The sequence below is a fragment of the Caldicellulosiruptor kronotskyensis 2002 genome (assembly GCF_000166775.1).
Taxonomy (GTDB): Bacteria; Bacillota; Thermoanaerobacteria; order Caldicellulosiruptorales; family Caldicellulosiruptoraceae; genus Caldicellulosiruptor; species Caldicellulosiruptor kronotskyensis.
On the sequence record NC_014720.1, the window covers coordinates 1910528 to 1934668 of the forward strand.

Sequence of the window (24141 nt, forward strand, 5' to 3'; positions counted from 1 at the left end):
CCCCTTCTCTGGAGGCAGCTATCTAAATTGCTTTTTAAAAGCATTTTTAAACTATATCCCTTTTTATCCTCATCAAAGTATTGTACAAAAATGGCAGCAGGAAAAATGCAAGCAAAACAAGGCCTATCACAACGCAGATGGAAACCTGCATTAATGTCAAAATCCCAGATGGCAGCATTGCCGCAAATGTGCCGGCTAAAATTATCACCGCTGATGTTACAACATGACCAATGTTTGCTGAGGTAAACTTTAGTGCTTCAGAAAGCTCTAAATTTCTATATTCATAAAACCTTATCAACAAAAATACACTGTAGTCTATACCCAGAGCTAAAAACACAACAAATGTGAAAAATGGCACTGCCCAATTGAGTGCTTCGTACTTGAATATTCCTTTGAAAATCATCTCTGTTATAGAGAGTGCAAGGTAGTAGTCGACAAAAACTATTACTACCATCACAGCTGCATTGAAGATTGACCTTGAAATAATGAACATGAGTATCAAAATGCTTATTATCATTATTAGTCTTAAAGTCTTGAAATCCTTAAAATAAATGCTTCTCAAATCATTGTTTGAAGATGATATTCCTCCAACTCCTATTGATATAAACTTGGTATATACAAATTCTAAAGAGTTATTTAAAACTTTTTCCACATTAGCAACAATGTCAATTGCCTTGTTTGTGTACGGATTTGTGTCAAGAATCAAGATTATCTTTGTTATTGTTCTATCTTTGTTCATATATGAATCTAAAGCCTTTCTGAAGCTACTGCTTTTTATAGCCTCTGGTGTAACATAAAAGATGTTTGTTGTTTTGTATCCTTCAAAATAACTCTTCATACTCTGCATAGAATTTGCCATCTTGTTAAGTGCATCAGAAATCTGCAAAAGCGCTGATTTTAAGCTTGTAAACCCTGTCTGAAGTTCATCCATTTTTTACAATCTGTTCTTTTTGTTTGTCAAACTCCTGAATTTTTGAATACATAAGATTTACACCTGAGATTATTTGCTTTTGCCCCTTGTCAATTTTGTTATAACCACTTACAACTTTTCCTTGAGCATCTGCAAGATGTTTGGTAGCTACAGCAATACTGTCAATCGAATTTGAGATAAAGTTTTAAAGAATTATCTGCCTCTGAAATTTGTAATGAAATCCTTTCACATTCAGATGAAAATTCTTTTAGCTTAAGGGCAAGTTTGCTGCTTTCACTTTCAATCTTCGATAGAATCTCTGCAGCCATAATATAATTGATACACTTTTCGCTTGCAAAATTTACATAAATTTATGGATGCTTTCAACTTTCTTTTGTTTTTAAATAAAACTACTTTCTTTGCTGAAAATGCACATTTTATATTACCGGTAATGCTTTGTTATTATCTATTTTACCCAACATTGAACCAACAATAAATATACCCTTGCGCAAAAAAATAAATCTAACTTCTATAAAAATTGAGTCTACTATTGATATTTCGTCATCGTTCTATCAATCTAATTCATCGCTCTAATTCATAGATATAACAAAACAAATCTTTATTTAACTAATATTACTTCTGCCATTGTTGTAGGATCATTTATTGCTAAAAACCAACAACCCAAATAATTTATTTTATCAATATTTTTATCTACTTTTTCATTAACTTGAATATCAAATAAAAATCTGTTGCCCTGTTTTGGATTAATTAATATAACATTCCAAGGAATTTTTAGCTGAAGTAAAAAGCTATCATCGTTTTTTGTTATTTGTACTTTATCAAGTATATTTTCTAACATCTTATCTTGATTAACATTATACTCACCTTCAATTATTCTTTTCTCCCCACTAACATCTTTGATTTTAATATCTATCATCTTTAATATTTGATAATTGTAAAAACTTAAAATAATTTCCATATCTTTTTTATACCAATGCTCTAATTCTGATGATGGTAATTTTATTACAATAATGAAAAAACTATAGTCCCAGCTAACTCCAATAGAAATATTTTCTCCATTTAAAATTATTTCATTCCTTTCATATGTTTCTGTATTTAACAAACAACATTTCAAATTATAAAATAATATATTTTCGCAAGATTTTCTAATTTTATATGGGCAAATAAGAAATATATCTTCTCTCAATTTAAAAATAGCTGTTTTTATTATGTCTGCTTTGTTACTAAAAATAAGCTTTGAAGCATTATATTTCAATAACTCTTTAATAACTTTTTTTCTAAAACCTTCTTTTACATTATGAAGAGAGTTATGATAGACATTTTGGAGTTCAACTATATATTTTTGATACATTCCTTTAGGAAATATTTCTGAAATTAACTTTAATGCAAATAGAACTTCACCTACTATATTTAGTTTTTCGGCATTTTTTAATATCTCCTCCCAAACAATCTTATTTCTATACTTATTCTCAAAAAGTAAAATATCTATAAGTAGTAATAATCTTAAGTATGGCTCCTTCCCTTCTGTTAACATAGAATAATAATCCAAGATAAAATCCTTTGAAAAATGATATAATAAATATAAAAAATTATTGTTAACATCTAACCGATAGAAAATTTTCCCTTTAACTTTATATTGTTCTGCTTTATTTATCAATTGTTTTATAAACTCATTTTCATCATCCCAGTTACATGTAAATTTTAAATGAACTTCTATCGGAACATTAACTAGCATACTCCCAATAATTAATTGTTTGTTCATAGAAGGTAAATGATTATGTCCTCGTAGTTTTAAATCATAAACGTTAATTAAATTATCACCTACATGTAATCCTTTTTCATCTTTATATCCTAACTTACCTAAATGGTCTAATAATACTGGTAAATCGTCACAAGTAACTAAAATATCTATATCACTTGTTTTTCTAATTTCTGGGTATTTATATAAATCATAGCTTAGTAAAATACCTTTCAAAAACAAAACTTTTATCTTCGAACAAATTTCATTTATATTTAACATCTCGTTAAATATAATATCATTGATAAATTTTTGAAATTTTATTTTTGCGGTTGTTCTATTTAAGATTTCGTCATCTAAATTATATTTTGAAAATAATACTCTATCTAGTTCGTAACTTTCAGCAAATTTATATAGAAGACTCTCATCTTTTATATAATTTATCAAGTAATTATATAAAACCTCATATACTTTCATTATATACCATTCTCCTCCTAAAATAAAATTTAATTGAAATCGATTTGATAAATTTTATTAAAATATCTCAATAAGTTCCTTTCATGAGTAACCATAATAATAGTAGTGTTTGGATCTTCTAGCAGACTGGAAATAACTTTTTTCCCCTCTTCATCTAAATTTGCAGTTACTTCGTCAAACAAATAAAATTGCCTCCCTTTGAGCATTGCTCTCCCAAGAGAAATTCGTTGTTTTTGCCCACCTGATAAATAAATTCCATTATCACCCGCACGTTTGTCTTTTATTTCTTCCAACATTAGTTTTTTCATAACGCTCTCTAAAGTATTTATTTCTTTGTTGAATTTCACCATCTTGATATTATCTTCCACTGAAAAGTTAAATATAAATGGCTGTTGAGAACAATACCCAATACTTTCTCTTAAACTCTCTAAATTTATTTCCTTGAGTTCAATCCCATTAATGTAAATTTCACCTTCATAGTCCTCATAGAAACCCAAAAGAATTTTTAAAAAAGTAGTCTTTCCAGACCCATTTTCACCTATTATTGCTACTTTATCTCCTTTTTTTATGTCAAGAGAAATATTCTTGAAAATATAATCTTTATCAAACCTATATCCTATATTTTTTATCTCTACAATTTCTATATCCTTTGTTAGTACTTTTCCTCCATGTCTTTCTGGAGAGTTTATTAAATCTAATATCCTCTTTGAGAATATTTTAAGTTTATAAAACTGGTTAATCGTATTAATGATGTAATTTATCATTCCCTTTATCAAAATTGAATATCCAGCTATTTTTATAAAATCTCCCAAGGAAATTTTATTTCTTAACATAAAATAACTGCCCAAAATATACATAAATAGCATTGAAATCTGAGAGAAAGTATCATCCATTGTCTTTAAAATAACTGAAGTTTTGATCTTCTCTTTTACATACTTTTCAATAAAGTCTTGGTAGCACTTTTTTATCATTTCCTCTATTTCCTTTTCTAATGAATGAACTTTGATATACATAAAACTTTGAACAACTTGATTTTCTAATTCTCTTAATTCATCTTTCCTCTCCTGACCATATTTTGTAATTCTCTGGTTTTGTTTTTTTGTGATTAGAGGAACTATTATAGGAAGTAAAACTAATATAAAAGATAATATTGAATAAAAAATTTCTATTTTTATCATTACATATAGTACGTAAAGTATGAATATACAAGAAAATAAAATTTCAACAACATCCAAAATTGCAAATCTAAATAATCTTATATCATCATTAAATCTTGTCAGCACTTCACCAACTGTCAATTTACTTAATTTCAAAAGCTTTTGACACAAAAATTTTTTGTAGATATTAGTATCGTGTAGGACTACTACCTTCCCAAACAATAAAGCTCTATATATAGAAGATATGCACGGCAAAACAAAAATAACAATACACAGAATAAATAGAAGATTAATTATGTTGTTTTTCAATAAATAAAAATCTCTTTTTAATGCTGCATCCATATAAACTCCTAATTTTGATACCAAATATATGTCTACAATATTTTGTAGAGAGAAAATAATTATATCACACAACAATACATACCAATATTTAACCAAAAAATCTTTAACTAATTTATTTTTTTCTTTAATCACCATAAAATACTACCTCACTGTTAATAAATTTCAGCAATTTCGTTTACTGATTGGTTTTCGATTCTCCAAATTCTATTTACACAACTTGTCAATTCAATATTATGTGAAACAATTATTATTGTTTTTTCACTTTTACAAAGAATATCTTTCAAAATTTCTATACTTTTAGTATCAAGATAATTAGTCGGTTCATCAATTATTAAGATTGAAGACTTTTTCAACAACCCTCTTATTATTGATATTTTCTGTTTTTGCCCATCTGAAAGTTGATTAATTTTTTTTGATAAAATATCATCCAAACCAAACAAGTGCAGTAAACTTCTTTTTCTATCTTCCAAATTGTCTTGAATCACCATATTGAGGTTATTATCTATATCCTGTGTAAAGAAAGTAAAATTTTGGGGAATAAATGAAATGTGTTTACTGAAACTCTTAAAATCTACTTTTGAAAGTGGTACACCATTAATAAGAATATCACCTTTAAAAGATTCATAAAGCCCCATTATAAGCTTCAAAAGAGTAGTTTTTCCACTTCCATTAGAACCCATAATCAATATCTTATCTCCTTTGTTGATACGAAAATTTATTTTGTTGAAGATACTCTTAGAATTTTCATAGGAAAACGAAACATTTTTAAACACAATATTTTCAATTTCATTTATTTGTATCATATTCCCATATTGATTTTCTATATCAAAATTTAGTATTTCACTAATTCTTTCAAAAGAACTTTTTTCAACCCTCAAATTTTGAAAACCTTTTGCTGCTACTTTAAAATTATCAATTACAATAGGAAAAAGTGATATAAACACTACAACCAAATCAGGAGTTATTAATTTTTTATATAAAAATAAACCTAACATGATATATGTACCAAATTTTGCTATATTGTTGCATAAGTTGTAAAGTATATCTTCAATTGTTCCTACTTTTTCCATTTCATTTGCACATTTTTTACTGACTTCTTCCAAGGAAAGAAATCTTAAAGAGGCCCATTCATAAAGATTATATGCTTTTATTACTTCAATTCCTTCAAAAGACTGTTTAATAAAACCTGTTAACTCATCATCTGCACGATGACTTTCCTCAACTATTTTATTCATATATTTTATTGTAAAAAACAGTGGAAATATAGGTAAAATCCAAAGACCAAAAAAAATAACTGAAAGAGAAAAATTTTTTAGACCCAAAAAAATAAAATAACCTGCTAAACATATTAAGGCTGAAAAAACTGAAGAATAATGAACATAAAAACACTTTACTATATCATTAAAGTCCTGCTCTAATCTATTTAAAATCTCACCTTGTCCATATTTTTCTATTAATGAATATTTGTTATTCAAAAACAACATAAATAACTTTTTCTTTAGTTCAATAATTCTATTCTCTTTAAAAAATTCAATTAACAATGAAAAAAATAATTTGCCAGAAATAATAATAAGATAAATTAAAAGAAAGGTAACTACATTACATATAAAAACCTCCATATCTTTTTGGATAGCTAATGAAAATAATTTAGCAAAGGTATTAGAAATATATATGTTTATGATACCCTCAATTAAATTTATAAAAACAATGAAAATAGTAGGTAATAACAATACTATTTTTACATAGTATTTAAAATTCATCCTTTTGCACCCTTCCCCAATAAATATAAGCTTATTCAATAATTCTACTCTGTATTGTTATATAAATTATCTAATAACCAATTACATGTTACTTTTGAATCAATCACCTTTTCTTCTAAATTCCAATCTGGCAAAAGTAATCTGTAATAGGTACATTTATTAGAAAGCTTCTCAAATAACTCAAGTGGAATGTACAAATCAACAATTCGTTTGTTAGGATTAATTTTATTCTTCAAAAAAAAATATAACGCTTCTTTCCTATTTAATCTTTTTATTTTCGGTTCACTTATTGGCACTTTTTCTACAAATATAACATAATCAATCTTTGAAAAAGCAATAAATTTATCTCCCAAAACCTCTCTTGCTTTATAATATGTTTGACAATTATCACAATATAATGGTTTATGATTATTCGTTAACAAAGACCAATAATTATACAATAACTTATTATTTCTATCAACCCTCAATCCTATGCTTTCATCAATACAATATCCAGTTATATCATTTGATATTATTAAGCAAATAAGATCATTTGATAACAATTTACCTCCCTCATATATTAATTGCAACGCCAAGGTTGACTTCCCTACTTCACTTTCACCTACAAAAATTATACCTTTATCGCCTATTTTTACAGCAGAAGCGTGCAAAGGTAAACTAAAATGAGAATACAGTGAACTAGCAATATAAAATTCAATTATTGATTCACAACAAGTAATTGAAGCTGGACTATTTTGATTTAAAAATACTTTTAAATATCGATTTTCATAACTATATACTAAGCAAGAAAGAATTACATCTTTTTCTCTTTGCACTATTATTCTAAATTTATTGTTTTCGAAATGATATAATTCCGGTATATAAGTAACATTCAAAGTTTTATTGTAATTCTTTAATTTTGATACGAATTCATTGAAGTTATTTTGTATTTTAAATTTTGTTCTTATATCTATTAATAAAGTTCTTTCATTTTTTTGTAACACATTTTTATAATCCATAAATTTACAAAATCTCTCAATTAAATTTATGTCATCACACCTTATAATTAAATCCAAAACTGGTAATTTAAATCTTTTAATTGTAATTGATGATTTGCTATTTTTCAAATTACAGTTCACCTCTTTATAATAATTTAGTTTAAATTATTAAATTTATAGGATTATCTAAATAAAAACGGAGTAAGTTTATCTCTATAGATATTATTAAACAACGTTTGAATACATACAAGCGGAGATGGATATGTTATATCATTCCAATATTTATAGTTTTTTGCTATACATACAACACAATCATGCAATAATTCACATCTTAAACATTTTTGAAATGCATGATCTTTGACTTTTCTTATCTCCTCTATTAAAGTATTTCCATTAATTATTTCTTTGAACGATTTTTCCTTTAAATTATCTACGTTTTTGATATAGTGTTCTTTATCAATTACAAACTCCGGACAAGGATATACATATCCTTTATAATCTATAAAAAACGAACTTCTTCCCGCTTTGCATGTTATTCTTTTTTTAGAGGAATTTTCCTTGATTGTTCTAGAAAACTTTTCAAACATGCTTCTGAACGTTTTTACTTCATCAAAATTAAGCATATACATACTCCTCTTGAAATAATCTCCACTATAAGTTGGGGCAATTTCTACATCAGCAAACCATTCAACATTTAATTTAGAAACTATTTCTTCTAACTTCTTTAAAGAAGGTAATCCTTGTTTTGTAACTACTGTTTTAATGACTAAATTAGCATTATATATCTTTAAAAGATATACAGCATTTAATGCTTTTTCCCATGCCCCCTCTTTTCTTACAAGAAAATCATGAATCGACGGTTCACCAGCATGAATACTAATTTCAATCTTCCCAAATAGTCTAGTTATGTCCTTTGCAACCACACTATCTTGAATTAATTCCCCATTTGTATACAATATCAACCCCATTCCTTTTTTTCTTGCATAATTAGCAATATCAAATATATCATTTCTCAATAACGGTTCCCCGCCTGTTATTGTAACAACAAAAGTTCCCATAGAAGATAATTCATCTAAAATATTAAAATACTCATCTGTCTTTAATTCACCTTCTTCATGCTTCTCAATATAGCAAAATCTGCAATCCCAAGTACATTTTCTTGTTATCTCACAAACAATTTCAACTGGGTAATTATCTTCTATTATCTTGCTTAAAATTCTATAAACATTCACTATTTTGTCAACCTCCATTAATTGTTCTCAAGTACTAACTTTTTTTCAATTAACTCATTTATAAACTCGTTAACATCATTTAATGCTGTTTCAATTGAGCAATCAAAACTATTTGCTAAATTCGTTGCTATTTCTTCAGGATCAGTTATACCATTTACTAAACACTCCCATATAAAAGTAGCAGTTTCATTGAATATACAATAATTTTCATTTTTTAATGAGTATACAACAATTAAGTCGTCAATCTTTGCATAACCAATATCTGGAGCAGGAACTATATGCTCTTTTTTCATTTAACAGCACTCCTTCTACTATATTGTATAAATGTATGCTTTCTTATAAATTTGCTGAACATTTCCTCTTTCAAACATAGGTATGTCATCAATTTCTATCCAAGCATGCCCTAAAATTTTTTTATGATTTTCTGTTTTTTCGCACCGAAAACCAATTACTAAGGATACTTTTCCTTTGTAATTACTACATAAATAGAATAAAATCAATGACCGTTTTAAACATGTTAACTTCAATTTTTCAAATATAAAATTATTATCTATAATTTTACAACATTTTTCTGCTACTTGGATAATATCTGTTAATTCCTTATTTTTTTTAGATTTTCTCTTTATGTATTCTACTACCTTTTGCAAATTTGCAAACTTATATAATACTAAAATATAAAATATTCCCATAATCATAATTAATTTCACCTTTCTTTAGAGCCGAGGGACTCCCCCGGCTCTTTAGTTGTTTCAAGACATTCATCTGCACCACGTTCTACAACGACTACTACTTCTGCCTCCACTTAATACTACTGTTTCAAGATTACCAATTTCTATTATTTCAGGCTTTACATATATTTTTTTACTCATTCTTTCACCTCCTTCTTACTATATTAATTTTTAACCTTTTGCATAAACGCTCAAAATGAGCGTTATCAAGCTCTTTGCTAATTTCAAAAAATCTAGCCCCTCTGTCACTATATCTTGTTTAGCACGTGTTGAAGACATATTTACCACCTAATTTATTACAAAACAGAGAGTAAAAAATACCAACCTTTTTTAGTATATCCTCAAGGAGTAAAGTAGGAAATTGAAACACATGGGAGGAAACCAGAGTTTTAGAGCCTTTGAACTTTTCAAATGGTGTTCTCACATTCATCCCTCTTGTTAGAATATTTTGTAATGTTATAAAACGCTCATTATGAGCGTTTTATGTAATAGTTTAGATTACCAAGTGTCAAATCATTCTTTTGTAAGATAAAATTGAACCTCAATAATTATATATTAAGCATGTTTTAATATTTTCTTTTTTATATTCTCTGGTATACCATCCTATTTGCATATAAACTATCTCATTTACGAGAGGCAATATGTAAATTGCTATATTTATTAATATTCTCCTTGGAATTTTCACCTCAATTTTACTTTATTAATTTTTATCCTGTCAAACTTCGTTTTTTTTTTTTTTTAGTTTAATTTCATGCAATTTTTAGCTATCAGCTCCCTCTTTCTTTTAATATCTCTAAATTTCTTAAATTCTCTCTTGTTTTTTCACAAACAAAAAGCTGCCCCCTTCTCTGGAGGCAGCTATCTAAATTGCTTTTTAAAAGCATTTTTAAACTATATCCCTTTTTATCCTCATCAAAGTATTGTACAAAAATGGCAGCAGGAAAAATGCAAGCAGAACAAGGCCTATCACAACACAGATGGAAACCTGCATGAGTGTCAAAATCCCAGATGGCAGCATTGCCGCAAATGTGCCGGCTAAAATTATCACTGCTGATGTTACAACATGACCAATGTTTGCTGAAGTGAGCCTGAGTGCTTCGTTCATCTCTAAGTCTTTATATTCATAAAACCTTATCAGCAAGAATACACTGTAGTCTATTCCAAGAGCTAAGAACACAACAAAGGTGAAAAATGGCACTGCCCAGTTGAGTGCTTCGTACTTGAATATTCCTTTGAAAATCATCTCTGTTATAGAGAGTGCAAGGTAGTAGTCGACAAAAACTATCACCACCATTATTGCAGCATTAAAGATTGACCTTGAAATTAGGAACATGAGAATAAAGATGCTTATTATCATTATTAGTCTCAAAGTCTTAAAATCTTTAAAATAAATGCTCTTCAAATCATGGTTTGAAGATGATATCCCACCAACTCCTACCGACACAAACTTTGTGTTTATAAACTCTAAAGAGTTATTTAAAACCTTTTCCACATTATCAACAATATCAATTGCCTTGTTTGTATACGGATTTGTGTCAAGAATCAAGATTATCTTTGTTATTGTTCTATCTTTGTTCATATATGAATCTAAAGCCTTTTTGAAGCTACTGCTTTTTATAGCTTCTGGTGGGACGTAAAAGATGTTTGTTGTTTTGTATCCTTCAAAATAACTCTTCATACTCTGCATAGAATTTGCCATCTTGTTAAGTGCATCAGAAATCTGTAAAAGAGCTGATTTTAAGCTTGTAAACCCTGTCTGAAGTTCATCAACTTTTTTTAGAATCTGTTCTTTTTGTTTCTCAAATTCCTGAAGTTTTGAATACATAAGTTTTACACCTGAGATTATTTGTTTTTGACCTTTGTCAATTTGATAGTAGCCACTTAGAACCTTCCCTTGAGCATCAGCAAGCTGTTTTGAAGCTGAAGCTATGCTATTAATAGAATTTGAAATAAGCTTCAGAGCTTTGTCAGCTTCATTTATCTGGGCTGAAATCTTTTCATATTCAGAAGAAAACTCTTTTAACTTTGGAGCAAACTTATTTGCTTCAGTTTCAATTTTTGATAAAATCTCAGATGCCGTAATATAATTGATATCCCTTGAGATTTCCGGATACTTATTTGAAAGTGCTTTTAAATTGTTATTAGCAGTATTAATACCTGTCAATAAAAGTTCAATTTGATTTACATCAAATCCCTGTAATTCACTTTTTACCTTATTTATTGACCTTGTATACTCAAAATAGAATTCTTTAAAGCCTTCAGACAGCTTGCTGCTTCCAATTGAAAGCTTATTAAGACCATCATATATCTTCTTAGAACCATTTAACCCCTGTTCAAATCCACTGTTTAGTTTTTCTAAAGAAATTTTCAATTCATATACACCATTTTCAAGCTGTGAAATGCCAGTTACAAGTTTTTGAACATCAAATTCTTTTGTTGACATATTTAAATTTTTGTTTATAGTCTCAATTGCATTGTTAACTTTCAAAAGACCATTTCTCAAACTATCAATACCTTTTATAACAGTATTTGCTTGGTTTGACAAACTAAATTGTTTTATAATCTGCCCTTCAGGTCTTGTGACTGAATACACATCTTTTATACCTTTTTGCTTACTCAATATCTCAGTTATTTTTTCAATGTCAGATAATGCGTCAGAAGTTGCTAAACTCTTATTAGATTTCAAATAAATGGTAACAGGAAATGTCTTACCGCTACTGAAGTTTTTTGAAATTATGTTAAATCCCTTCACAGATTTGTATTTTTCAGAAAGTTCGTTTAGTGTGTTAAATGATAAATCGCCTCTCACTGATAAGAGAAAAGGTATCAAGATTAAAATAACTGTTGTCAACACCACATAAGGATATTTAGTTGAAAGTCTTGCAGCAGCTTCCCAGAGTCTGCTATGGGTGTGCTGTATTTCTTTATTAAATGGCCAGAGAAGATTTTTACCAAAAATTTTGAGTACAGCAGGAACCAGTGTCAAAAGCACAAGTAAAAGCACAAGCACACTTACTGCAATTGCTGACATTGCCCTGAAAAAGTTAAAAGACGCTGCCGCAAAAGCCGCAAAACCTGTAAAAACCGCAAGACAGCTAAATACCACTGTTTTTCCTGCTGTTTTAAACGTTGTTATTATTGCATCATCAACATCTTTCCCATTTGCAAGCTCTTCTCTGAACCTTGAAATAATCAATAGATTATAATCCGTCCCAATTCCAAATAGGGATACAACTATAAATGTTCTTGTAAAAGTATTGATTGGAAAATTAAACTTATCTGCTAAGTGCCCAACTATGCTAAGTGAGATTAAAAACGAAACACCAACTGTTAAAAGTGAAACAATTGGAGTGACAGGCGAGCGGAAAACAAGGACCAACACAATGATTATAAATACAATTGTGATGACATCGGTCTTTTTAACACCATCTTCTGAAGCCTTTACAAAGTCTTGGGTAATTAAATCTCCACCTGTCAGATACACTTCTAAACTCTTTGGTTTTCTAACAGAATCTATAAACTTATAAATATCGTCTCTTATCTCAATAATTTCTCTCTTTGACTTGTCTGCCTGAATGCTTGCAAGGATAACCTTGTTGTTGCCTGATACGTAGTAGTTTTTTAGCTCAGGATTCTTGAAATGAGTTGAAATATTTTCAATGTTGTATTTTTCTCTGTTACTGTTAAGTCCATAAATTATCTTTTTAATTGCCACAATGTCTTCATCTGAAAGACCATTTTTGTCATAAAATACAATTGCTACTGTTGAAAGCTTTTTATCCTTTGGTACTCCCTGATATTCTTTTTCTAACGCTGCTGCAACTTGAGATGGGTATTCCTGACCAATTTTAGGTTCACCTTTGAGTCGCACTATTTTATTTATATCTGGCATAGTAACTACAAATATTACTGTTAAAATAGCCCATATAATAGTGCTCAGCCACGGACGCTTTAAAATTACTCTCACACACCTCACCTCTTTTAAAATTTTACACAGCCTATTTTAACATATGCACTGGCCAAACGTCAATGACTAAAAGTCAATTTAAAAATTAAATAAAAAGCTTTTGTGAAGGTCTTTGCCTTCACAAAAGCTTTATCTTTACAAACTTGAGTTTACCAACCTGCAAAAAATTACATCGCCAATCAATACTCTATTCCAGCTTCTTCAGCAAAACTTTTCAAAGACTCCTCAGTCTCTTTCCTCGACTTCTCCAGCATTATCTCATAATCCTTCTTCCACTGCTCAACATCTCCCCTGTCTATATCATTCCTTTTCGCATGTATCTTCCCCTCTTCAGTGTTAAAAAACCATTTCTCTTTTATCTTCCAGTCATATTGCACATTCAATAACTTCGGTCTAATGTCGAGTGTAAACTCTTTATATCTTTTCCACACTTCTCTCCAATTTTGTGGATTTTCCCTCAGTTCCTTCAACAAGCCCTCATACACCTTTATCGCTTCCATTGCAAGCTCTTCTCTACTTTTCCATTCAAGAATATACAACTCACTATATTTTTCTGGATGTTCTGCTATATCTTTAGAGGTTCTCTTCCAAGAATCAGAATAATAAAAATCAGCTAAAGCAGAACTTGAAACCAATATAATACCATACAGTTCTTTTATACGCTTATCAGTAAATCTGTCTGTAGGGTCACTGTATACTGCAGTATCAACATCTTCTTTTTGCTGATTCTCAGTTAAATTCTGGTTATCTTGATTGACATCTGTTATATTCCCCTCTCTCTCCGCCTGTTCTGATGCCAATACCACCTTCTGAGCTCCTGCATCAACACCTTTGCCTGTACCTGCCTTCCCTCTATATATCGCACAACCTATACCTGCACAACCAGCAAATATAAATGTGCATACCAACACCAATATAATCACTTTTCGCCTCATTTATATCTCCCCTCTCTTCTTCTTTTAACCTCTCTTGCTAATTTGAACTTATCCTATATAAGATTACCCAGTTCATGGGTAATGTGTCTTTATTTAAGTACTCGCGAAAACTCCTACCAGAATAGAAATACTCTGGTGTAGTGGAATGTTGTGCGTACAAAAGATCTGTTGCTGTCTTACTAACTATTACCTGTGAATGATAAGCTTCGCAGTTATCATATCGTACATGTTGAACAATATCCCCCTCTTTTAAAAACCCTAATACTACACTGCTATATCTCTCCAATGCATACCATACAGGATATATTCTCATCTGATACGCTCTGTTTCTTCCGGCACCATCTAAATTGCCCCAGTGCTGCCTAAAATAATTCGCACCCGTCCACGTTGTAGTTCGGTTTGTTGATGTCCGGTAAAACCAGTAGTTAACATTACCTTCTATCCCCGAAGATGTAGAATATATCATATCCATATACCCCGCAAACAGCACCTGTGAAGCAAAATTTGTGCAATCTCCTCCATAGTTCGCAAAATTAGCAAACGTAATACCCCTGCATGTATAACTATTCTTATACGTTGCATTGTCTATAGCATAATTCTTTGCTGCTGTCCTGTTGTAGCTCGTATTCGTATTACCCGAATTATATGATGACCTCATTAATTGAAGAGAATAATAATGAGAACCTGAATGTCCATACGCACTTGATACTAAAATATAATAATTCCCACTACTTGGAACTGTGTACTGAATAAATTCATTCTTACCTTTTGGATTCGTAGATGATGCTACTAAATTCTGTGATGAATTGTATAAATATATGTTGTAATCTACAAGCTCATGCGCATTAATAAAACTTATTGCTACTATGTCCCCTGCTCTAAAATAAATCTTAAAATAATCTTTGTCTTGCGATGGATTAGTAGATTGATATATTAATCCTTTTACAAAATCTCCAAAATTAATTGTATTTGCTGTTGAAAAGCTGTTGTTGTTCTCTTGTTCATATACCTCCCCTGCTTTTGCAATCTCATTATACCAAATTGTTAATGTAAATACAATTAAAAACATTAAAAATTTAGAGAAGCATTTTAAAACCCTTTTCATCAAATAAACACCCCTCTCACTCTTTTGTATTTTCAATTTGTGATTGTAAGTTAAAAAATTTTTCTTTGGCACAAAATTGAACTTTACATAACCAAACTCACCTCTTGAGTAATTTGTTTACTTTTACTTTAGCACAACAACAACAACAACAACAACAATATACAAACTGCCTAAATTTTAATTTTGGTATTTGTAAAACTATAATAAATTAAAATGCTCATTCTGTATATATTGCATATCTTAGAGTTATAAATATATGATTATACTTAAAATGATAAATCATCTGCAGTGGAAGCTATATAATTGAACTAAAAGGAGAATTTGATATAAAAATTTGAACCTACCATTAATTAAAATTGCCACTTATTTTAAATATCCTCAATTTCGGCTTTATAGCCTTACAAAAACAAAAAGCTTTTGCGAAGGTTTTACCTTCACAAAAGCTTTAGTTTTGGCTTTACAAATTTTGTCTTTTAGCTGTATGGCATCAAAGCTTTTAAATGTCAATTTCAAAATTTACACTCCAAAACAAATCATATATTTATTCTCCTCTTTTGCTTTTTTAATCTTCTTCAAAAGTTCCTTAAGACTTTGGTCTTCTTTTGTCCTCGGGTCACTTTCTACTACTTTCTCTAATTCAGGAAGAGACTCGGGCGGTATCAATGTGACTCCATTTACGTCTATACCATAAAACTCTTTATCAAAACCTCCTCCAACATAGGTTTTTACTCTCCTCAGCCCCATCTCCCACCAGTCCAATACAATATCACTATCCACATATATACAATCATACTTTTCAGGCTCATACTCACCATAATATTTGTTTCTATCTATCTCGTCAATAATACCAAATTCACACATTGTACCTTTGTACATTTATAAAAACACCTCCATAATGTAATAAATTAACACAACTTTATTATTTACCAAAACTAATTAAATCCCCGGTTGGAACTAAGTTCACGCATACTGCATCTAAATAATACCCATTGTATCTGAATCTGTACACATTAGGAGTTTTACCATCAACAAGTTTTTGTGGCGTTAATTTCAATTCAATAACTCTTTTCCTAAATTCATCAGCCTTTCTTACATACTCACATATATTTGATGCTGCTACTTCTTTACCGTGTGTTTTGAAATGATAATTTAAACACTCAGCTCTTGAACCAAAACTTCCTGGTCCCCATAGATTAAGTAAACTCTGGGGAATTTGACGACTTCCTGTTGATGTGGCACTTCCAAAAGTTTCTCCCCCATCTTTAGCATACCATGTTATTTTAATTTTTTCTTCACAAGTTAAAAGCGGAACTCCACTTACAGTGTATTTGTTCTTCCCAATCCCAACATTAGAAAATTGGAAGCTTTTCTTCATGTTCCCAGTATCTATAGTACCATATACCAAGTCTACTGAATCTATTCCTAAATTTGTTATATCGAAAATAATCGAATCTTCTGTTGCAACCCAATTTAATATTACATAATTTGGTAATGTGTTTCCTAATATTTTCTCTTCGCCTTTATTAGTTTGAATTTCTCTAATTTCAGAACTGCTATCTGAACTACCTAAAATTACATTGCCATAGTTCTGGGTAATATTAATAACTTGTTGTGCTCTTAAATCATCTGCTACATTTGCTAAAGTTCCTGTACAAAAAACTCCTACTAATACAAGTATTACAGCTATCATACTTGTAAGTCTTAAGATGCCTTTTCTCATATCCCCAAATCTCCTTTCTATTTTTTACACTATAATTCTTTTTTTATCTACATAACCAATAACAAAATCCTTATAACTTCTATAGGCTACAAAGGGCAAAAATAATAATTTTAATTACCACAGGCAACACTTTTTCTTTAGTTCAAATTAAAACTTTTTATAACAATGTTACTTTTTTAACTATTTATTTACTTTTACTATATCACAACAACAATAACAATAACAATATGCAAACTGCCCAAATTTTTATTTAGAGTGCTTGTAATATTGCAACAAAAATACAACCACTGTTTTATGCAAAATAAAAAGCTTTTGCAAAGGAAAAACCCTTTACAAAAGCTTTATCTTCACAAATTTGAGTTTCCCAACTTGTAAGACATCTCCGTTTTGAAGTTCAATGTCAAGGTCATTTACCTTCTCACCGTTGAGTTTAACAGCACCGCTTTTTATAAGCCTCATTCCCTCACTTGTAGATGAACATAGTTTATTTTCTACCATAAACCTTGGCAGGTAAACCTTGGAGCTCTCAAGCTCAACCTCTGGAATGTTATCTGGTATGTCTTTTTTCTGGAACACTTTTATAAATTCCTCTTCAGCTTTCAGCGCCGCCTCCTCGCCATGGTAAAGCTTTACTATCTCTCTTGCAAGTCTCATCTTTGCATCCCTTGGATGCAAAGTTCCTTCTTCAAGCTTTCTTTTTATCTCCTCAATCTCTTCAGGCTCTAAATCGGTTGTCAGTTCATAGTACGAAATCATAATCTCATCAGGGATTGACATCACTTTCCCATACATTACATTTGGCGGTTCGTTTATTCCAATATAGTTTCCAAGGCTTTTGCTCATCTTGTTGACTCCGTCTGTTCCAACCAAGATGGGCATCAAAAGTGCAACTTGGATTGTTTTGCATCCATACTCCTTTTGCAGCGTCCTTCCCATCAATATATTGAATTTTTGCTCGGTTGCACCAAGCTCAACATCAGCTTCAATCACAACAGAGTCATAACCTTGCATAAGTGGATAGAAAAATTCATGGATAGAAAGTGGAAGGTTCTTTTCCATTCTCTGTCTGAAAGTTTCCCTTTCAAGCATTCTTGCAACTGTGTATTTTGATGCAAGGTTTATTACATCTAAAAAGTTCATGGGTTCAAGCCATTCACTGTTATATCTTATTGTGGTCTTTTGCGGGTCAAGAATCTTTAAAATCTGCTGTTTGAAAGGCTCTGCATTTTTTTGGACCTCTTCTTTTGTAAGCTGTTTTCTTGTCTCCGACTTTCCTGTCGGGTCACCAATCATTGCAGTAAAATCACCAATTATCAAGATTATATTGTGTCCAAGGTCCTGAAGCTGTTTAAGTTTCCTTAAAACAACAGCATGCCCAAGATGAACGTCTGGCACGTTCGGGTCAAGACCAAGTTTTATGTTTAATGGTCTATCCTGTTTTAGCTTTTCAACAAGCTCCTCTTCTGTAATTATCTCAGCAGCACCTTTTTTAAAAACCTTCAATTGATGTTCGATATCCATCTTAAAGCTTCTTCCCCTTTCTGTAGTTTTTCAAATTCCAAATTTTTCTCTTACCATTTTAACAATCAAACCTACTTCTTCTACCTTCAAAAGGTATATAAGCCCTGCATATATTCCCATTCCAAGCAAAATACTTGCCGAGGTATAAATGGCAAAGTATTTAAATGGCATCGTTAAATAAATAAATTTTTGTTTAAATGCATATACAAAGACGCCCATTACTAAGCTTGCAACAAGCGCCTTTACAAACACACCTGCAATCCTTTTCCAGCCAATTGAACCAAGTTTTTTTCTAAGAGAAATAAACAATAAAACTGCTGCAATGTAGTTCGCCGAAGCAAATGCCATAGCAGCACCGGTGTGCTTGAACTTATGAATAAATATTATGTCAAGTATAATATTGCAAACAATAGCAATAACACCGTTTTTTACAGCTGTTTTTGAATCCTTCAAAACATACAAAGTCCTATTTAACATATCCCTAAGACCAAGGCCTACAAAACCCAAACAGTAAAACATAAGTGGTGAGGCTGTAAGCAAGGTAGACTCAATGGTAAAATTTCCTCTCTGGTAAATGAGTCTTGTTATCTCCTTCGATAGAATTATTCCACCTATGGCAAACGGCATCATCATCAGAATAATCGAGTTTACAGCAGAAACAAAGAACTTTCTAAAATTCTCTTTATCTCCTTTTGCCTGCAGATTAGAGAGGGTTGAAAAAGCTAAAACAGAAATTGAGGATGAAAAAACTCCAACCACCACATCGTTCAGCTTCCCTGCATATGCAACAGCCGCAACAGCACCGGTTGATGTCCCTGTCAAAAGGTATCTATCAATGAATGTGTAAAGCTGAGCCATGCTGCTGCTTATGAAAACCGGGAAAGAAAATTTTATCATCTTTTTTATGTTTTCATCCTTCAGCCCGACCACAGGATAAAATTTAAAGCCATATTTCTTTGAGTTATTAAGCTGGTAAACCAAGCTCCAAAAATACCCGACAACAAATCCTACTGCCACTATATATATATCAAATTTCTTGAACGGTTCAAAGTATGATAAAAATATCGCGACAAAAATTGAGAGATTAAAAGGAATGCTTGATAGTACCGGCTTTGTAAAGTTCCCGTTTGCTTGCAAAAAACCCTGAAGTATGTTTGCTGAACTTGTAAATATTATCATAAAGATTGTAATTTTCAAAATTCTCGACGCATACATTATCTGGAGTTCTTTACTTTGGTGCACCTGAAGCATAATAAGTTGTTTTGAGAAGATAAAGCCAAAGATTGCAACAATGCTTGATGCAAGAAGCAATGTATTTATCACACTGTTTGTAAATTTTATTCCCTCATCCTCACCTTTTTTTTCACGTATATCTGTGTAAAACGGTATAAATGAGGTTGAAAAAGCAGCAAAAATAGAAGCAAAAAGGATGTTCGGAAGCTGCAGTGCAAGGGGGAAAGCATCTGCCTTTACGCTTGTACCAAACCTTGCACCAAATGCTACCTCTCTTATAAATCCTATTAGTTTTGTAAAGACTGTTACAACAAAAAGCTGCAATGCTATTTTTGTTGCCTTTTTATACTGCAATTCTTGTCCTTCCTTTCATGGCTTAAAAAGATTTCTAAACACTCTCTTTCAAAAACTTCTCTATGCTCTTTACCTCTTTTACAAGAGCCTCTTCATCAAGTGTAAAAAGCTTTCCATTCATGTAAAGTATCTGACCATCCACTATTGTAGCATACACATTCGAAGGATTGCTACTGTAAACAACATTTGAAATCGGATTGTAACATGGCAGCATGTTAAAATCATTTGCTTTCAGCAGTACTATATCAGCGCAAAAACCTTCCTGAAGAACGCCTGTCTTTTTTATACCTGCTGCTATGGCTGCATTTACTGTTGCCATCTTTAGAATCTGCTGTGCATTCAAAATATCTGATAACCTATACATTCCCTTTTCAAGCAAAGATGCTATGTGCATCTCTTCAAGCATATTCAAGTTGTTGTTGCTTGCTGCAGAATCTGTGCCAATGGCAACATTTACACCAGACTTTATCATATTTTGCACAGGTGCAAAGCCATTGCCAAGCTTGAGATTGCTTGTCGGGTTGTAAACACAAGATACATTTTTCTCTGCCATAATTTCGATATCCTCATCATCGACATACACGCAGTGTGCTGCTATACAAATTGTATCAAAAAGCCCTGCCTGATTGCATAGTTTTACAGGTGACATGTCATATTTTTCGTAACATCCATTAACTTCATTTTCTGACTCACTAAGATGTATCATCACACCTGTTTTAAACTCCTGTGCAAGCTGTGCAACTTTTTCTAAAAGCTCATATGAGCATGTATAAATAGAATGCGGTCCAAAAAATACTTTTATCTTGTCACTTGAATAATTATAAATCAGCTCTTTTGTCTCATCAAGTCTAACATCTTCTTTTTCATCTGTCTGAAGCCCTCGTGATAAAACTGCCTTTATACCTGTTTGCTGCACAGCTTTTGCTGTCATATCCTCATGAAAATACATGTCAAAAAACATTGTTGTGCCACTTTTGAGCATCTCTGCAATACCAAGAAGAGAAGAAAAATAAATCATCTCTTTCGTAAGCTTTTCTTCTGCCGGGAAAATCTTTTCAAATAACCACTCATACAAAGGCAAATCATCTGCAAAAGAACGCAAAACTGTCTGACCACAGTGTGTATGGGCATTTATAAGTCCCGGTATGGCTATTAAATCTTTTCCTTCAATGACTTTAACAAAAGCTTGCTCACTAAAGGACAGCTCTATATTTTCTGCTATCCTTGCAATCTTGCCACTCTTTATAAGAATATCACCTTTTAAAACCTCATTTTGCGCATTACAAGTAATAACTGTTGCGTTTTTAATTAATATATCCATTTTACTTACACTTCCCAACTTTCAAGGTATTTTTCCTGCTCAGGTGTAAGCCTGTCTATTTCAATCCCAAGAGACCTCAATTTAACCTCAGCAACAAACCTGTCAATTTCCTCTGGAACATTATATACTTTCTTTTCCAATTGTCTATGATTTTGGACAACGTATATACTCGACAGTGCTTGAATTGCAAACGACATATCCATAATCTCAATTGGGTGCCCGTCTGCTGCTGCAAGGTTGACAAGCCTTCCCTCTGCTATTACAAAAACCTCTTTGCCATTTTCAAGAAGATACCCCTGGATATTTTTTCTTGCCTCGTACTTTTTGACTGCCTTTTTCTCAAGCGTAGCAATATCAATCTCAACATTAAAATGCCCACTGTTGCACAAGATTGCTCCATCTTTCATTTGCAAGATATGTTCATACCTTATTACATCCTTGCACCCTGTTGCAGTAACAAATATATCCCCAATCTTAGCAGCATCTTGCATCTTCATTACCTCAAACCCGTCCATATACGCTTCTAAAGCCTTGATCGGGTCAACCTCGCTAACTATCACTTTTGCACCAAGTCCCTGGGCTCTTTTTGCAATTCCCTTGCCGCAAAAACCATATCCCGCAACAACCACATACTTACCTGCAACTGTTATATTTGTGGTTCTCATTATCCCATCCCAAGTAGACTGACCAGTTCCAATTCGATTGTCAAAAAGATGTTTGCAATAAGCATTGTTGACTGCAATCATAGGGAATTTGAGCTTGCCTTCCCTTTCAAGGGCTCTGAGCCTTATTACCCCTGTTGTTGTCTCTTCACAGCCACCAATTATTCTATCTCCCAAATCTTCTCGCTTGGTATGAAGAAGATACGTCAAATCTCCGCCATCATCAATGATTAGGTCTATATCATTTTCAAGAGTTTTCTCAAGATGACTAAAATATTCGGATGTGTCCACACCTCTTATCGCAAATACTTCAATGCCCTCATGAACAAGAGCGCTTGCAACATCATCCTGAGTAGATAAAGGATTGGACCCTGTAACAAAAACATTGCTACCTAAGTCTTTCAAAAGCAGGGCAAGGTTTGCTGTCTTTGCCTCAAGATGAACAGAAATTGCTATGTTCAAGCCTTTAAGCGGTTTTTTGTCTTCATATTCTTTTCTTATCTGATTTAAGATAGGCATAAACCTTCTTGCCCAGTTAATTTTTTTGAGCCCATCTTCCCACAAAGAATAATCTTTGATAATTGACAACAGCATCACACCCTTTTTTGATTTTATAGTTATTTTACTTATCTATTTTTCTCCAAATCTTTGAACTTTGTATGTTTGTCCAAGAAAAGAAGCTCAATTGTACCAGTGGGTCCATTTCTGTGCTTTGCAATTATAAGCTCTGCTATGTGTTTTTTGTCAGTGTCAGGATTGTAATACTCATCCCTGTACAAAAACGCAACAATGTCAGCATCCTGCTCGATTGCTCCACTTTCGCGAAGGTCAGAGAGAATCGGTCTGTGGTCAGCCCTTGTTTCAGGTGCACGGGATAGCTGTGAAAGAGCAAGTACTGGGACATTTAGTTCTCTTGCCAAGGCTTTTAATGACCTTGAAATCTCAGCAATCTCCTGCTGTTTGCTTTCAAACCTGCCACGAGCAGTCATAAGCTGCAAATAGTCAACCATCACAAGACCAAGCCCTTTTTCTTTGAGCTTGAGCCTTCTACACTTTGCCCTCATCTCGCTAACTGTTATGGCAGGCGTGTCGTCAATATAAATTGGAGCGTTTGATAAAAGTGCTAAAGCCTTTGCAAACTTTTTCCACTCTTCATCCTCTAAGTTGCCAGTTCTAAGCTTGTGGCTGTCTATCATTGCTTCTGAGCAAATCATACGGGTTACAAGCTGTTCCTTTGACATCTCAAGACTGAAAATAGCAACAGGCACGCCAGCTCTCAAAGCTGCGTGCTGGACAATGTTTAGCGCAAAACTTGTCTTGCCCATTGCAGGTCTTGCTGCAATAAGTATCAGGTCTGATGGCTGAAGACCTGCTGTCATTCTGTCAAACTCAGCAAATCCTGTGGGAACACCTATTATATGTGATTTTCTGAGGTATAGTTCTTCTATCTTGTTGTATGTTTCAATTAAAATCTCTTTTAAATGAGAAAAATCTTTTGAATTCTTGTGAGAAATCACATTGAAGATTGTCTTTTCAGCAAAATCAACAATGTCTTCAACTCTTTCTGTCTGGCTCTTACACTTTTCAATAATCTTCATTGAAGAGTTTATGAGCTTTCTAAGTAGCGATTTTTCTTCAACAATCTTTGCATAATATGTAGCATTTGCAGTTGTCGGAGTATTTATCACAAGGCTTGTCAGATACTCACTTCCTCCAACGCCATCGAATGTTCCTCTCTCTCTCAGTCTTTCAGCCACAGTTATGACATCCACCGGTTTGCCCTCTTCAAAAAGGTCCATTATAGCAGCAAAAATCTCTTTAAGCTGTGGCGTTGCAAAATCTTCTTCTGTCAAAATCTCTGCAACATCAGAAATTACCTCGCGGCTCAAAAGCATTGCACCTACAACCGCTTCTTCTGCTTCGCGGCTTTCGGGCATCTGACCCTGGTTTTGAACAATGTCGGGCTCCATCTTTTACTCAC

At 31.9% G+C, this 24141-nt stretch carries 17 protein-coding genes and 2 pseudogenes; all 19 read right to left on the bottom strand.

Annotation, left to right across the window (positions count from 1 at the left end):
* Nucleotides 1-46: 46 nt before the first annotated feature.
* A pseudogene (locus CALKRO_RS08845) lies at nt 47-1257 on the bottom strand (MMPL family transporter); the annotation flags it as partial.
* 272 nt (nt 1258-1529) lie between these two features.
* Entirely contained in the window at nt 1530-3146 is a 1617-nt protein-coding gene (locus CALKRO_RS08850; protein ID WP_013430690.1) for a nucleotidyltransferase family protein, read from the bottom strand.
* A gap of 29 nt (nt 3147-3175) precedes the next feature.
* Nucleotides 3176-4780, bottom strand: coding sequence for an ATP-binding cassette domain-containing protein (locus CALKRO_RS08855; protein ID WP_013430691.1), 1605 nt, complete (start codon nt 4778-4780; stop codon nt 3176-3178).
* Between the two features lie 17 nt (nt 4781-4797).
* A complete protein-coding gene (locus CALKRO_RS08860) occupies nt 4798-6405 on the bottom strand; it encodes an ATP-binding cassette domain-containing protein (RefSeq protein ID WP_013430692.1) in 1608 nt (535 codons plus the stop codon).
* Nucleotides 6406-6449: 44 nt separating this feature from the next.
* Nucleotides 6450-7511, bottom strand: coding sequence for a phosphoenolpyruvate carboxykinase (ATP) (locus CALKRO_RS13905; RefSeq protein WP_013430693.1), 1062 nt, complete (start codon nt 7509-7511; stop codon nt 6450-6452).
* A gap of 53 nt (nt 7512-7564) precedes the next feature.
* Nucleotides 7565-8614, bottom strand: coding sequence for a radical SAM/SPASM domain-containing protein (locus tag CALKRO_RS08870; protein WP_237699057.1), 1050 nt, complete (start codon nt 8612-8614; stop codon nt 7565-7567).
* Between the two features lie 17 nt (nt 8615-8631).
* On the bottom strand, nt 8632-8907 hold the full coding sequence (locus tag CALKRO_RS08875) for a PqqD family protein (RefSeq protein WP_013430695.1): 276 nt from the start codon (nt 8905-8907) through the stop codon (nt 8632-8634).
* Nucleotides 8908-8925: 18 nt separating this feature from the next.
* On the bottom strand, nt 8926-9309 hold the full coding sequence (locus CALKRO_RS08880) for a lasso peptide biosynthesis B2 protein (protein ID WP_013430696.1): 384 nt from the start codon (nt 9307-9309) through the stop codon (nt 8926-8928).
* A gap of 292 nt (nt 9310-9601) precedes the next feature.
* A pseudogene (locus tag CALKRO_RS13545) lies at nt 9602-9778 on the bottom strand (IS481 family transposase); the annotation flags it as partial.
* 450 nt (nt 9779-10228) lie between these two features.
* A complete protein-coding gene (locus CALKRO_RS08885; RefSeq protein WP_013430700.1) occupies nt 10229-13309 on the bottom strand; it encodes an MMPL family transporter in 3081 nt (1026 codons plus the stop codon).
* 179 nt (nt 13310-13488) lie between these two features.
* Complete coding sequence (locus tag CALKRO_RS08890; RefSeq protein WP_013430701.1) at nt 13489-14244, bottom strand: hypothetical protein; 756 nt, start codon at nt 14242-14244, stop codon at nt 13489-13491.
* 37 nt (nt 14245-14281) lie between these two features.
* On the bottom strand, nt 14282-15349 hold the full coding sequence (locus CALKRO_RS08895) for an amidase domain-containing protein (RefSeq protein ID WP_013430702.1): 1068 nt from the start codon (nt 15347-15349) through the stop codon (nt 14282-14284).
* Between the two features lie 516 nt (nt 15350-15865).
* Entirely contained in the window at nt 15866-16225 is a 360-nt protein-coding gene (locus tag CALKRO_RS08900) for a hypothetical protein (protein ID WP_013430703.1), read from the bottom strand.
* Between the two features lie 43 nt (nt 16226-16268).
* Complete coding sequence (locus CALKRO_RS08905) at nt 16269-17069, bottom strand: hypothetical protein (RefSeq protein WP_013430704.1); 801 nt, start codon at nt 17067-17069, stop codon at nt 16269-16271.
* A 330-nt stretch (nt 17070-17399) separates the two neighbouring features.
* On the bottom strand, nt 17400-18590 hold the full coding sequence (gene tyrS, locus CALKRO_RS08910; protein WP_013430705.1) for a tyrosine--tRNA ligase: 1191 nt from the start codon (nt 18588-18590) through the stop codon (nt 17400-17402).
* A 30-nt stretch (nt 18591-18620) separates the two neighbouring features.
* Nucleotides 18621-20177: a murein biosynthesis integral membrane protein MurJ gene (gene murJ / locus CALKRO_RS08915; RefSeq protein WP_013430706.1), complete on the bottom strand. Its 1557-nt coding sequence runs from the start codon at nt 20175-20177 to the stop codon at nt 18621-18623.
* A 34-nt stretch (nt 20178-20211) separates the two neighbouring features.
* On the bottom strand, nt 20212-21498 hold the full coding sequence (locus tag CALKRO_RS08920; protein ID WP_013430707.1) for an amidohydrolase: 1287 nt from the start codon (nt 21496-21498) through the stop codon (nt 20212-20214).
* A gap of 5 nt (nt 21499-21503) precedes the next feature.
* The gene (locus tag CALKRO_RS08925) at nt 21504-22754 is read right to left on the bottom strand and encodes an adenosylhomocysteinase (protein WP_013430708.1); all 1251 of its coding nucleotides are present in this window, start codon (nt 22752-22754) and stop codon (nt 21504-21506) included.
* Between the two features lie 32 nt (nt 22755-22786).
* Complete coding sequence (gene dnaB, locus CALKRO_RS08930; RefSeq protein ID WP_013430709.1) at nt 22787-24130, bottom strand: replicative DNA helicase; 1344 nt, start codon at nt 24128-24130, stop codon at nt 22787-22789.
* Nucleotides 24131-24141 lie beyond the last annotated feature (11 nt).

Coding starts and splice junctions, on each gene's coding strand:
- CALKRO_RS08860 (WP_013430692.1), bottom strand. CDS start 6,405: ATGAATTTTAAATACTATGTAAAAATAGTATTGTTATTACCTACTATT.
- CALKRO_RS08925 (WP_013430708.1), bottom strand. CDS start 22,754: ATGCTGTTGTCAATTATCAAAGATTATTCTTTGTGGGAAGATGGGCTC.
- CALKRO_RS08905 (WP_013430704.1), bottom strand. CDS start 17,069: ATGAGAAAAGGCATCTTAAGACTTACAAGTATGATAGCTGTAATACTT.
- tyrS (WP_013430705.1), bottom strand. CDS start 18,590: ATGGATATCGAACATCAATTGAAGGTTTTTAAAAAAGGTGCTGCTGAG.
- CALKRO_RS08920 (WP_013430707.1), bottom strand. CDS start 21,498: ATGGATATATTAATTAAAAACGCAACAGTTATTACTTGTAATGCGCAA.
- CALKRO_RS08875 (WP_013430695.1), bottom strand. CDS start 8,907: ATGAAAAAAGAGCATATAGTTCCTGCTCCAGATATTGGTTATGCAAAG.
- CALKRO_RS08855 (WP_013430691.1), bottom strand. CDS start 4,780: ATGGTGATTAAAGAAAAAAATAAATTAGTTAAAGATTTTTTGGTTAAA.
- CALKRO_RS08895 (WP_013430702.1), bottom strand. CDS start 15,349: ATGAAAAGGGTTTTAAAATGCTTCTCTAAATTTTTAATGTTTTTAATT.
- dnaB (WP_013430709.1), bottom strand. CDS start 24,130: ATGGAGCCCGACATTGTTCAAAACCAGGGTCAGATGCCCGAAAGCCGC.
- CALKRO_RS08880 (WP_013430696.1), bottom strand. CDS start 9,309: ATGATTATGGGAATATTTTATATTTTAGTATTATATAAGTTTGCAAAT.
- CALKRO_RS08890 (WP_013430701.1), bottom strand. CDS start 14,244: ATGAGGCGAAAAGTGATTATATTGGTGTTGGTATGCACATTTATATTT.
- CALKRO_RS08850 (WP_013430690.1), bottom strand. CDS start 3,146: ATGAAAGTATATGAGGTTTTATATAATTACTTGATAAATTATATAAAA.
- CALKRO_RS08900 (WP_013430703.1), bottom strand. CDS start 16,225: ATGTACAAAGGTACAATGTGTGAATTTGGTATTATTGACGAGATAGAT.